The organism is Microcoleus sp. MON1_C5 (assembly GCF_036701875.1).
Lineage (GTDB): Bacteria > Cyanobacteriota > Cyanobacteriia > Cyanobacteriales > Microcoleaceae > Microcoleus.
Window position 1 is genome coordinate 45,022 of the sequence record NZ_JAUBRN010000011.1, and the last position, 12,932, is coordinate 57,953.

Below are 12,932 nucleotides of genomic sequence, written 5' to 3' on the forward strand. Positions count from 1 at the left end.
TTTAGCGCTGGCCTACCCCTAATGTTCGCTCTATTTTGCGGCTGGCTAGGGACATTGAGTAGCAAAATATCCAATAAATGATGCCTACGAATATGTAAACTTCGGCGTACCTGCCAATATAGGAGGGATTTGCTAAAACTGCGCGGGATATTCCGATTAATTCTAACATTCCGAATAGAGATAGCAGGGATGTATCCATGAATAATCCGATGAATTGACCGCCGATCGCCGGAATGACTATTCGCAGTGCTTGAGGCAGTACAATGAGAATTGTGAGTAAGGGTGTATTGAGTCCGATCGACCTCGCTGCTTCTATTTGTCCCCTGGGCACGGCCTGCAAGCCACCGCGCACGTTTTCCGCCAAGTAAGCTGCACTAAATAACGTTAATCCAGCAATTGCTCTAATCACTCTATCCAATTTCGGATATTCGGGCGGCAAGAAGAGTTGCAGCATCACTTGACCTAAAAATAAAATGCCAATTAATGGTAAACCGCGAATAATTTCAATGTATAAGGTTGATAACAGTCTCACAACGGGCAAAGAACTTTGTCGGCCGAGTGCTAGCAATACTCCTAAAGGAAAGGAAAGCACAATACTAATAACTGCTAAAAACAGCGTCAATACTAAACCGCCCCAATCATTTGTTGACACTTCTGTCAAACCTAACCCCCCTTTAATTAGCCACAAAATTATGGGGAAGGAAAGAGCCCAAACTGCTGGCATCCAGCTAACCCCCCCCAACCCCCCCTTGCTAAGGGGGGGCGAGGGGGGGTTGGGGTGAATTTTCCTGCCGATGGCATAGCTGGCGGCGGCTGCGATAATAATTCCTAAGAGGTAGAGGCGAGAGGTTAGGTCGATCGGCGAAATGACCGCACCCACAACCGCAGCACCGAGTATAATTAGTAAAGGCGGATTCCAAAGACGTTCTTGCCGCTGAATGTTTCCCCAAGTTAATCCTCCCAACAAGGCAATTATGGCCGTTACTATCCACAATCGCCAGTAGGATTCGCTGGGAAATCTGCCGACAAAAAATAGCGGCAAGTTGGCTTCTAACACGTGCCATTGAGCTTTTGTTGTTGCCCAAACAATAATTCCTTTAATAGTTTGGAAGGCGATAATGAGGCAAACTACTGTCAGAATGCTGTTGTACCAGGTACTAAATAAATTTTTGCGCGCCCAATTCCAAGGGGTAGGCGATTCGGTGGCTGGGGGCGGTAATATGGGGACAGTTTCCATATAGCGGTTTTCAATCCTATGACGTAGAGTAACAACCAGTTATTTTATTAACCCGCGTAGGCGGGTTTTGTTTGTGTAGACGCGATTTCCAATTGCCAAGGCTAAAAAAAATCTTATTTTCGCCGATTTATCCAATCTTCTCCACCTGGTAACTGACTTAAATGCTGGGCTAACACTGCGGGTAAATCTTTGGCGGAATGGATATAAGTCAAGTTCAATAACCTCACAGCGGTTTGAATAATCAGGTTTCTATCCATCATCTCTGCAAGTTGAAATTGAGTATAAACACCATTCAATACTTCCTCCGCAGCCTCTGCAATCGCATCCTCAATCACCTCCTCCTCTATAAAACTCTCCCATTCATCAGAATTGATGTAATAAGATGTTTTATTATCTTTAATATTTGCCTTTTTAATTTCTCTGATTGCATTGCGAATCGAACTTGCCCAAGAACCAGTTAATCGCTGTTCAACTTGATTTTTAATCAAGTGAATCAGCAAAACATTTAAAAAAGATTGGATTTGTCGCAAAATTGCCTGTTTGCTCATTCCATCTAACTCATCGACAATTGCCAAAGCATCTGTATACCTTCCTTCCAATATGCTAGTTCTAAGATCGATTAATTCTTGTGTCATTTGATTCTCCTTAAATTTGATAGTGGTCAACCAAAGATAGTTATTGGTTATCGGGTATTAATTATTAATGACACTAGCTAAAATGCCTAAAATTTTATTAACATCTCGGAGGTAATACTCTGTTAAATCTATTTCAATTACTTGGTCTTTTAATTTTAGAAATCTCCAGTTAGTACCGCTAGTAACAGCGCCAAAAATCGCAGGAATATCGTTGCCTTCACGTTCATTAAATATTCTAGCGCCTAGCATTTCTGCTACGCACTGTCCCAATCCGCCATTGATATTTTCCTTTTTGGCTTCTACAATGATAATTACTGGTGCGGTAAGAATTAATAATTCTGGAGAACGACTAATCAGAAAATCGCAATTTCCATTTAATCCTTTTTCGGGATCGATTGTAAAGTCGATTCCTGAAAAAAAGCTAATTTCCGAATTTAACTGTTTTCTCAGTTCGATCAAAATTGGTGCAATAATCATTTCGGAGCGAGCTTTTTCAGTATTACTGCTAATAGCTAAGGGCACAGTATATTGAAGGGTTTCTACTAAAAAATTACTACTTTCTAACTCTGGGATAGCAGAAAACATATTAACTGCATCTAAAAGTTTAAGTTCAAAAGTTTTAGATACTTTTGCTAAACTAAAATCACTGTATGCCATTTTATTCTCCTTTAATCTTACATCAAAAAAATCAACTATTCAGCAGTTACCTTTCCTTGATTTGTACGGTTTTATTGTACCAATTCATGAACAGAGAAACTATCAAACTAATTGTTAGGTATGTTACCATGATAATTAACATTGCTTCGATCGCCCGACCGGTCTGATTCAACGTCGGAGACCCCACAACAAAATAAACGTCGGGATAAGCAACCGCAACCGCTAAACTCGAATTCTTAGCTAAATTCAGATACTGACTGGTTAAAGGCGGCACAATCACCCGCAAAGCTTGCGGCAAAATTACCATCCGCATCATTGTTCCAGACTTCAGCCCCAAAGACTTTCCCGCTTCCCACTGGCCTCTCGATACTGATTGAATTCCGGCCCGGACAATTTCTGCAATGTAACTGCCAGTATACAAGCTGAGTCCTGTCACCAGGGCGGCAAATTCTGGAGTTAATTTTAATCCTCCTTCGAGCTGCAATTCTGGTGTCAGGCGGGGGAAATCTAGACGATAAGGCAGATTTTTGGTGATAATAAAAGCTAAGATTGCACTCAGCCCGATCGCACCTAGAGCCCAAAACAACTGTCTTCCCGGCTTAGCTTCTTCCAACATCACCCGCGCCCGCCACATCCACAGCCCCGCCGCCGCCAAAACTCCGACTGTTAGCAAAATCAACCAAATCTCAAAACCCGGCAAAGCCACCGGCCAAGGTACAGCAATGCCGCGATTTGTCAAGTAAATCGGCCCCCTCATCTGCTGATTGTCTTCCAGTTTTGGCAGGGAAATGAAAACTGCAAAATACCAGAAAAATAATTGCAGCAATAACGGCGTATTTCGCAAAATTTCCACATACAAACCAGCCAAACTCCGCAGCAGCCAATTGTCGGAAAGGCGCGCAATTCCTACAGTCAAACCCGCAACTGTTGCGAAAATAATGCCGAGACCCATCACCCGCAGCGAGTTGATTAAACCCACAAAATAAGCTTGTCTGTAAGTGTTTTCTGGACTGTAAGGAATCACGCTTTCGCCGATGTCAAAAGATGCTTGGGAATTAAGAAAATCAAATCCAAACGCAATCCCCAGTTGCGAGTAATTGGCACTGAGATTGTCCCAAAGAATCGCGATAACAACTATTACTAAAATTAGGGCGATCGCCTGTCCGGCTATTTTCCAGAAGCGATCGTCCCGCAGCAGTTTTGAGATATCTTTAAATTTGGGCAATTTCTGCGATTTGCCCGGTTGAGGTTCTGGGTTCATAACTGTTTAATGTAGAGCGAACTATACCTAACTTTAGCCGGCATAAAATATCTTGTAGGGTACACCTAGAAAGCACCTTAAAAGTCAGGTAAGCGCGGAGTACCTTGCTGTCTAAAATATCTTGTTGGTTAACTGTTAACCGTCAACTGTCAACAGTTAACAGTCAACAGTTAACAGTCAACAGTTAACTAAAATTAGCGGAACGGTGGCGAGTAAAGCAAACCGCCATCTTTCCAGAGTCTGTTTTGACCCCGTTCTAACTTGAGTGTACTTTTGGGCCCGAGGTTGCGATCGTACATTTCTCCGTAATTCCCCACTTTCTTAACAACGCGGACTGCGTAGTCGTTCGGGAGTCCCAAACCTTTACCTAAATCTCCTTCTTTTCCTAGCAAACGTTTGACGTTCGGGTCTGTAGTGCTGGCCACAATTTGGTCTACATTTCCTGAATTAATTCCCAAATCTTCCGCTTCAATCGCCGCGAAAATAATCCATTTCACCGCGTCAGACCATTTAGGATCGCCGCTTTTTACCGCTGGGGCTAACGGTTCTTTTGACATCACGATCGGCAAAACAACATTATTCTCGGAATTCGGCAGAGTTGTCCGCTTCGAGACTAGCTGCGATCGATCGGCAGTAACACCTTGACAGCGACCTTCTTGATAAGTAGCAAAGGTAGCATTCACATCTTCAAACACCACAGGAGTGTATTTAACTCCTAATTTTCGCATTTGGTCGGACAAATTTTGTTCGGTGCTCGTACCTGTCTGCACGCAGATAGATTTGCCCGCAAAATCTTTTAAACTTTTGATGCCGCTGTCTTTTTTGACCATGATGCTTTGAGAGTCATAAAAGATCACCGGGGCAAATTCCAGTCCGGTAGTGCTGTCCCGACTCGCCGTGTAGGTGGTATTTCGGCTGAGAATGTCGATTTCTCCGGCCTGCAAAACTGTAAATCTATCTTTAGCGTTGAGTTTTCGGTACTCGACTTTTTCGGGATCGTCAAATATTGCCGCCGCGACAGCCCTGCACACATCCACATCCAGTCCCGAATATTTGCCTTTTTCGTCTACAAAGCTAAAACCCGGCAGTTCGCCGCTGATGCCACAAATCAGTTTGCCGCGGCTGACAATTGTATCTATCCGGCTGGAACCTTGTTGCGAGTTGCCGCCTGCAGTAGTTGTTGCTGTTGTTTGTCCGGTTTGTGCCGATCGATCCCTACAAGACGCCAACGGTGCCACAAATAACACACTTGCTAGTAGCAGAAATCCCCATTTACGCATAGATTTTAGTAGAACGCTTTCCTGACAATCCTACCTTGTAGCTGTCGAGAACTGTGGCGATCGGCGAACTACAAAAGCCTCCGGCTTCAAATTAGCCGTTCTGCATCCGGTGTTGCACTGCGGCAACTGCACCGACTACCCGCCTGTTTTTTTTTGAGCAAACTGGGAGCCCAGAGTTAGAAACCCGGTTTCCGGCTGGAGGCCTCGTCGTCAAACCCAAGATTTATCCTTGAAACCGGGTTTCTTTTCTGCTTTTTCTGGCCAGCGCAAGGGATCATCGCCTTTCCCTGGAATATTTATCCGATTTTGATTGAATGCGCTCACCGTAGCTCTGGTGCTAGCCGCTGCTCAGCTAAATCGCGGATTAGGGAAAGCCGAGACTGGATGTATTCGTCCAACACATCTGCTTCTTTGCCATTAAGCGCAGAGTTCGTTTTTAACTGCTTTAGCAGCCACTGTACCAAGGTCGCATCGTCTAAATTGACTAACAGAGTAGCTTGGGTGGTCTCAATTAATGACCAGAGTTGGCGTAACATGACTGGAGTCATAAAACCTCGTTGAGCGTAAATACGCACTTAATGGGCGGGCATAGCGAAAAGCTGGTCTTGGTGTCTCAAGCCGATCGACGAAAAGCACCTTCCGGGCGCTCGGCTTAATGATTATTTTATATTTGACCACAATAACTTAATACAGTAGTGTCATAAGTTACAACACACAAGATGTTATAAGAGTTCCCAATTCCTTCACATTGAGATAAATATCTTGATAAAAGATTAAAAATCTTTACACGCGCTCGCTCGCGGGGGCTGCCAAGAGCTGTCCGGGATCGGGCCCGATAGCCCGGTTCAAGAGAAAATTGATTGATTACTCAGTAGCCACAAACTTTTGAACCCCCGCCAGAATTATTTCTAATTCAGCAATGATTTTTGTAGCCCCCTCCAAATCATTAGATTCAGCCCGACTTTGAAGCTGATCTGCCATATCGGGCATTAACCGCACCGCCGCCGTAGCGCTGACACCTTTAATTTGATGAGCGTGGCGGGCGAGTGTCTCCATATCTCCCGAGGCGATCGCCTCCTTAGCAGCTTCTAAATAACTACCAGTATCCACCACAAAAACTTGCAGTATTTCCCGCTCAAACTCTAAATCAGCGCCCGAAATTTCGTGCAAACGTGCCATATCGACTACCGATTCGATATCTGGCTCAGAATTTTGAAGTTCCTCGCCCTTAAACTTGGGAGTTTCAATTTTTAGCTTGGCGGACCAATTTTCTAGTACCGATTTTAACTTTTCAATCGCAATAGGTTTGCTAATATAATCGTCCATGCCCGCCGCCAGACACTTTTCCCGATCGCCCTTCAAAGCATTCGCCGTCATCGCAATCACCACCGTCTTTTGATGCGGCTGCATCTTGCCAGCAGCAACATCTGTCGCTTCTAGGCGGCGCAATTGCAGCGTTGCTTCGTAACCGTCCAAAACCGGCATCTGACAGTCCATCAACACAATGTCATACTTTTTCAGAGCAACCATAGATACAGCCTCTGCACCGTTATTGGCCACATCCGCCGCGCATCCCAAAACTCTGAGTTGATTCAGACCAACTTTTTGATTGATTGGAGTATCTTCAACTAACAAAATCTTTAAACTTGCTAAGTCCCGGTTGTCAATAGCTGAGGCTCGATTGGACGTTGGATTTGCTCGCGGCTCATCAATCAGCGTACTCGGGGCGATCGCATTCGCCAAGCAATCAAATAGTCGGTGAGCTTTCACAGGTTTAGTTAAATAGCCACTAAAACCGCTATCTACCAAGCGTTTCGCCTCTCCAAGCTGAGTCATTGAAGTCAGCACCACCCACTTTGTCTGCTGCATTGCCGGCTCAGAAATCATCAAGCGTTCGAGACTTCCCGCCACCATTTCCGGCAACTGAATATCAACCAAAACGATATCGTAAGGGGAATTAAGGCTGACAGCTTTGTACAGAGATGCGATCGTCATCCAACCGTTCTCAACCTCCTCAACCTCCATTCCCCACACAACAGCCATTCTCACTAACACTTTTCGCACTGTCGGCTTGTCGCTAGCAATTAACATTTTTCGCCCCGCCAGCACCGTTTCCAAATTCACTTCGCACGCTGTCCCGACACCAGTTAAATTTTCCTTAACTGTCGGCACAGTAAACCAAAAAGTCGAGCCTTGACCAGGGGTACTTTCCACACCGATTTGCCCACCCATTAACTCCACCAACTCCTTAGAAATAGCCAGCCCCAAACCTGTTCCACCATATTTTCTTGTTGTAGAGGCATCTACTTGAGTAAAAGATTGAAACAGCTTTTTTTGGTCTTCCGGAGCAATCCCAATTCCTGTATCTGTGACTTTAAACAGCAGGAGCATCGAGTCCTTGTTTTCTATTTTTAACGGTTCGATATTCTCTAAAATTTTCTGATTCTCGCTGGCTGCAAATAACCCAGGATCGCTAGCATCAGCCACCTCAATTACCACTTCTCCTGCTTCTGTAAACTTAATAGCATTGTTGATCAAATTAGTGAGTATTTGCCGCAACCGCGCTGCATCACCTTTAATTTGCAGCGGCACGTCGCTGTCAATCAGTGCCACCACTTCTATACCTTTTTCTTGTGCGGGAGTTGCCAACAAATCCAGCACTTCATTCATACAGATACTGAGGTTAAATTCTAGTATTTCTAAGCGCATTTCTCCGGCTTCCAGTTTGGAGAGATCCAGAATATCGTTAATGATGGAGAGTAAATTTTGACCGCTGAGTTTCAGCGTCTGCACAAAGTCAATCTGTTCGGGAGTAAGATTCGTTTTCAGCAGCAAATCAGTCATCCCCATCACTCCATTCATGGGAGTACGGATTTCGTGACTCATATTTGCTAAAAATAACGACTTCATTCGAGACGCTTCTAGGGCAGCTTCTCGGGCTTGCTGCGCTTGTTCAAAAAGAGTAGATTGCTGAATGGCGATCGCCAACTGTACGCTCAACCTTCCTAGTAAATCCACCTCAGAATCAGTCCAAACGCGCGGACCTCTGCACTGATGGGCAATCAGCAATCCCCACAACCGATTTTGACTCGTTTCCAAACTCCTTCCATGGGAGCAAATTCTGGGAATTTTCGGCAAATATTCTGTTGCCAACTCCTGACTTTCATCGCCTATAAAAATTGGTACAACTAAATTAGCCCTGACCTGCAAACTAGCAAGTAAATCTCGGTGTTTTTCACTCAAACTGGCAGTATAAATATCTGCCATTGCTTGAATTTGTCCAGCACTATATAGAGATACATAACTTTCCCCAAAGGATGTCATTGGAACTTCTCTGCCCAGCAGTGGCATCCAATCATCCCCTACAGATTCCACAACAACAACCGCTGTTTCGTCGGACTCAAAACGATAAATTACTGTGCGGTCAGTTGCTAACAACTGCCGCACTTCTTGTACAGCAGTGCTCAGAGTTTGAGTGAGGTTGAGAGACTGCCGGACTCGCTGGGCGATCGCCGAAACAAGCCGTTCTTGTTCTGCTTGTTCCTGCAGCATTCTCTCAGCTTGCTTGCGTTCGGTGACATCGCGAATTACCGCAGCAAAGCACAGCGGTTCGGTGCTTTGAGGGTGCTTGACCAGAAAAGCATTTATCAAAACATCTATGCGTCTTCCGCTGCGCCAGTGCTGCATTTGACCTTCTCCTTGCCACTGGCCCTGGTTGCTAATTGTTGGCAAAATCTCTTGACTGAATTTCTGTTTAAAATTTGGGCCGATATACTCCCATATCTCGGTATTAAGCACTTCCGAAAGATTCTCTACCCCCACCATTTTCCGTCCGGCTTCGTTGACAAAGAGCGTTTGGCCTTTTAGAGTAGCCATACCGATAAAATCGCTGCTGTTTTCAATCAGCGACACAAATTTTTGCCGTTCTTCTTCTCCTTTTTTGCGTTCGGTAATGTCGCGCTTGACGCAGACATGACAAATTACATCGTCGGCGTTGTTAATCACAGAGTATGCCGCAACGTCGATCGCCAGCGTCTGGCCTTTTTTAGTGCAGTTAGTAATTTCGCCCCGAAAACTTCCAGTTTCCGCTAAACTTTGGGCAATTGCCGAAAAGCGCTCCCCCGCAACCAGCGGCGACGCTTCTGCTTCTAATTCCGCGTCTGTGTATTCTAGAAGCGTTTGGTGAGCACGATTTTGTTCGAGGAAAAACCCGTCAGCATCGATAATCACGATCGCATCATTGGAGTTTAAAAATATTTCTCGGTAAAGCTTTAGTTTTTCCTCAGCTCGCTTGCGTTCGGTGATGTCTCTTTTGACACTTACGTAACAAACTACATCCCCAGCATCATTGAGAACCGCAAAAGCCGAAACCTCCACCTCAACTGTTCCTTCTTGCATAGCCTTAATACAGGTCATTTCGCCTCGGTAACTCCCTGTTTCTGCCAAGCTTTGCAGCACAGACATAAATGCCTGTTCTCCCATGTGAGTGGCAGGCGTTTTTCCCCACAATTTTGACGCACTGTAACCCAGCAAAGCCGTGTGAGCTTGATTTGTTTCTAAGTAATAGCCTTCGGGGTCTAAGATCGCGATCGCATCGTTGGATTTCAAAAAGATTTGTTGATAAAGTTGCAGCTTCCGTTCAGCTTGTTTCCGGGCGCTAATATCCGTGAACAACCCGTAGTAAACTATCTCTCCCGATGCTTGTAATTCTGGCTGAGAAGCTCCTTGAACCCATTTAAGTTTTCCTGACGGAGTGACAATTTTTCCTTCCCAGCGCCAAGGCTGCAAATTTTCAGCAGAAAGCGTCAGCGAGTTAAGGAAATCATCTCGATCTTCGGGATGAATCATGTTAACAATTACATTAATATCCTGCTGAGCCTCCTCTGGTGCGATTTCATACAATTCTCGGCAGCCGGCGCTTACAAATGAGAAAGCCATTGAGCCGTCTGGATGTAAGTCAATTTGATATACCGTACCCGGTACGCTAGCAGTAATTTTTTGCAGTTTGGCTTGGCTTTGATTCCTGGCTTCATCTGTGGCCTGCAATTGACCTATCTCTCTAGAAAAGCCCAAAACCCCAAATATATTACCCTCTGCATCGCATAGCGGCACTTTTTGCGTGTCAAAGACGTGCTGTTTTCCGCCTTCAAAGACGATCGCCTGGTAGGGATTGCGAACCCTCTCCCCAGCCAGCACAGCTCGATCTTCTTCGCGGATGCCCCTAATTTGGCTGTTGCGATCGCCAAATACTAATTCCGCTGAAAACCCTAATTCAATATCATCTTTGCCGATAATTCCCTCAACATTTTTTCCCAAATATTCAGCAAAACTTTGATTTACAAAAATGTATCTAAAGTTTCTATCTTTCGCAAAAACTCTGTCCGGGCCCTCCTCCATTACAGCCCGCAACAATAGTTCTTGACTTTCAGAATCCAGAGCCAAATTATTTTGAAATCTATCCTTGGCACTGGTCGTTTGACGTGCTAAACTTACTAACTGTTTTGCACAAATTTGAGCTACGGTGTGGAGCAAACAAAGGTGTTCCAAATTAAAAGCAGTTGCCTGCTCTGCACCAATGAAAAATACTCCCAACAATTCTTCACTGTCATCCAGGTTGGCTGGTGCCATCAAGACTGACTGAAACTGAGCAATTGGTGGCGGAGTGATGTTGTGCGCCCAGTCCCGATTGCCAGCAAGCCATTCAGCGCCAGCAGCTTGCAAGCGCCCTTCCATTTCGGCTTTTGTGCTAGCACTTAACGGCTGTAAGTGTTCCAGATATATTTGATCGTCCGGTAGCGTCAAAATTGCGATCGCCTGTGTGGGAATGAGGCGATCGAGATGTGCCAGACACGCAGACCAAATTTCCTCAACACTGAGAGCCGCTTGAACTTTTGCAGTAAGTTCGTTGAGAACTTGCAGTTCCAAGGTACGCTGGCGGACTTTTGCTTTGAGGCTGGCGGCTAGGATTTGCATAGTGCTCACCAAACTGGTTTGCTTATATTATAATTATTGATTTTTAAACTTTTTCAAACAATCATCTTAAAATACATCCGCCGAAAAAACAACTTTTTTATATTGAAATTACCTTCAACCGATAAAAAAAAGCGTGCGATCGGGAGCAAAGCGGCACCGCAAAGCACCTGCTTGGCTCCCGCAGCGAGATTAGACGGCGAAATTATCCCATTAAAATCACGTTATCGATGACGTGGATGACGCCATTGTCTGCTTCGATATCCGCAGCGACAACTGTAGCATTTTTCACCTCAAAACCGTCAGAACAATCAATTTTAATCGGCGAACCTTCTAAAGAAGTAACAAAACCGAGTTTTGCCAAATCAGCCTTCATAAACTTCCCCGATACGACGTGAAACATCAAAATCCTGGTCAGTTGGGGAACGTTCTGCACTAGGGTGGTGATAGTTCCCGGCGGCAATTTCGCAAAAGCATCGTCAGTGGGTGCAAAGACAGTGAAAGGGCCCGGACTTTTGAGCGCATCTACTAAATTAGCTACTTGCACCGCCGTTACCAGGGTTTGAAACGAACCCGCACCTACGGCAATATCAACAATATCAGGCATTGTGTTTTACCTCATTTGCAAAAAATGTTCTCTTAAGTATCGTAAACTGAGGCTGCCAACAATACCTACTGTCTTTTTTGAAAAATTGGTAATTATTTTGTAGTGAGGACTTCAATCCTCAGATTTTTGCTGAGGACTTCAGTCCTCACTACAAACCTAATAATATAGGACTTACGCATGGGGGCCCAGAAACCGGGTTTTTTACGAAAATACTTCGTTAAAACCCGCAGATTAGGTAAAAAACCCAGTTTCGAGGAGTCGGAGTGCGTCCAGGACTGTAATAGTTATTTTACACGACATAATATTACTAACCGCTTGGCAATTTAACCGCGTGGTGCTTTTAAATTGCTACAATACTGCGGGCGATTGTGATACCAAAACCTCTGTTTCTAAATCGGCTACTTCAGCATTTAGGTTTTCTCCCTTGTGAATGCTAAAACTGCCGTACAAAATTGAAATTTCAAAAATGTCTGTAGTAATCACCGCAGGCTTGCGGTGTTCCGGCTCGCCCAATGAAATTCCGAATAATTCAGCTTCCAGTTCGCCAACTGCCTCTTCATCGTGTACAGTCCAACTGATATCGCGGCAGTCTTTGAAGGCCAGGATATAAGGCAATCTTTCTTCTGGATTGTAGACGCATTCAATTAATACTTCGTTTCCCCAGGAAGATACTTTGACATTTGTGATTAAAGATGTAAAACCACCCAATCCAAGCAAGTTATAGTCATCCTTCCAATCACTCATTTAATTTTTCTCCCGTATTGTGAGTACCTGGAATTAAATTACCAAATTCGTCTCTCGTCCGCAATAATTTACCATCTCTATCGAGACGCAAACCTTTGTTGATATTTCTTCCATCTGCTCCATATTTCGGTGCAGCCGTTCTAATCACTTCACCGTTAGGACGGATCATTACTGTTGACTTATCAAAAAATTTATATGCAACATAACCCTCTCTAGTAGTTCTGATTTCTGCACCCAATCCGCGCAAAAAATCATCGACTTCTTGGCGAGTCATCCCCGTTAAGTCTCCAAACTCAGATGCAATTCCATTTCCTCCAACTCCCTGACTCGGCACGCAAGTCTCCTCACCAACCATTCATCTTCGAGTTTAGCACAGTTGCAGAATCGGAAAAAGGAAGTTCCGCAACGGATTCGCTTTCTGAGGATGTAACGGATGGATGGAAGAAGGAAGAAGGAAGAAGGAAAAAGGAATAATCATTCCTCAAACTCGCAATTCCCAATGCTTTTCGGCACAATTTTCAATTCCCAATGACGAATTCTC

The 12,932-nt window shown here is 44.6% G+C and carries 11 protein-coding genes; 1 reads left to right on the top strand and 10 read right to left on the bottom strand.

What is annotated here, in order from left to right:
• Position 1 precedes the first annotated feature (1 nt).
• The 10 genes from QUA71_RS07900 to QUA71_RS07945 all read right to left on the bottom strand — a co-directional run bounded on the left by QUA71_RS07900 (position 2) and on the right by QUA71_RS07945 (position 12,665).
• Complete coding sequence (locus QUA71_RS07900; RefSeq protein ID WP_333283838.1) at positions 2 to 1,237, bottom strand: amino acid ABC transporter permease; 1,236 nt, start codon at positions 1,235 to 1,237, stop codon at positions 2 to 4.
• Positions 1,238 to 1,350: 113 nt separating this feature from the next.
• Positions 1,351 to 1,872 carry a DUF29 family protein gene (locus QUA71_RS07905; protein WP_333283841.1) on the bottom strand — a complete coding sequence of 174 codons (522 nt, stop codon included), beginning with the start codon at positions 1,870 to 1,872 and terminating at the stop codon, positions 1,351 to 1,353.
• Positions 1,873 to 1,929: 57 nt separating this feature from the next.
• Positions 1,930 to 2,529, bottom strand: a complete 600-nt coding sequence (locus tag QUA71_RS07910; RefSeq protein WP_333283843.1) for a hypothetical protein — start codon at positions 2,527 to 2,529, stop codon at positions 1,930 to 1,932.
• Positions 2,530 to 2,575: 46 nt separating this feature from the next.
• The gene (locus QUA71_RS07915; RefSeq protein WP_333219020.1) at positions 2,576 to 3,790 is read right to left on the bottom strand and encodes an ABC transporter permease subunit; all 1,215 of its coding nucleotides are present in this window, start codon (positions 3,788 to 3,790) and stop codon (positions 2,576 to 2,578) included.
• 194 nt (positions 3,791 to 3,984) lie between these two features.
• Positions 3,985 to 5,070, bottom strand: coding sequence for an amino acid ABC transporter substrate-binding protein (locus tag QUA71_RS07920; RefSeq protein WP_333283845.1), 1,086 nt, complete (start codon positions 5,068 to 5,070; stop codon positions 3,985 to 3,987).
• A 320-nt stretch (positions 5,071 to 5,390) separates the two neighbouring features.
• Complete coding sequence (locus tag QUA71_RS07925) at positions 5,391 to 5,618, bottom strand: hypothetical protein (protein ID WP_333219016.1); 228 nt, start codon at positions 5,616 to 5,618, stop codon at positions 5,391 to 5,393.
• Positions 5,619 to 5,934: 316 nt separating this feature from the next.
• Positions 5,935 to 11,043: a PAS domain S-box protein gene (locus QUA71_RS07930; protein ID WP_333283847.1), complete on the bottom strand. Its 5,109-nt coding sequence runs from the start codon at positions 11,041 to 11,043 to the stop codon at positions 5,935 to 5,937.
• A 202-nt stretch (positions 11,044 to 11,245) separates the two neighbouring features.
• Entirely contained in the window at positions 11,246 to 11,647 is a 402-nt protein-coding gene (locus tag QUA71_RS07935; protein WP_006634220.1) for a fasciclin domain-containing protein, read from the bottom strand.
• Positions 11,648 to 11,995: 348 nt separating this feature from the next.
• Positions 11,996 to 12,391, bottom strand: a complete 396-nt coding sequence (locus QUA71_RS07940; protein WP_333283849.1) for a hypothetical protein — start codon at positions 12,389 to 12,391, stop codon at positions 11,996 to 11,998.
• On the bottom strand, positions 12,384 to 12,665 hold the full coding sequence (locus QUA71_RS07945; protein WP_333283851.1) for a hypothetical protein: 282 nt from the start codon (positions 12,663 to 12,665) through the stop codon (positions 12,384 to 12,386). Before QUA71_RS07945 ends, QUA71_RS07940 begins: the two co-directional genes overlap by 8 nt.
• 23 nt (positions 12,666 to 12,688) lie before the next feature.
• On the opposite strand from QUA71_RS07945, the gene QUA71_RS07950 reads away from it, so the two are divergent.
• Positions 12,689 to 12,865 (top strand): hypothetical protein, encoded by a 177-nt coding sequence (locus QUA71_RS07950; protein WP_333219010.1) that lies wholly within the window; start codon positions 12,689 to 12,691, stop codon positions 12,863 to 12,865.
• Positions 12,866 to 12,932: the final 67 nt, after the last annotated feature.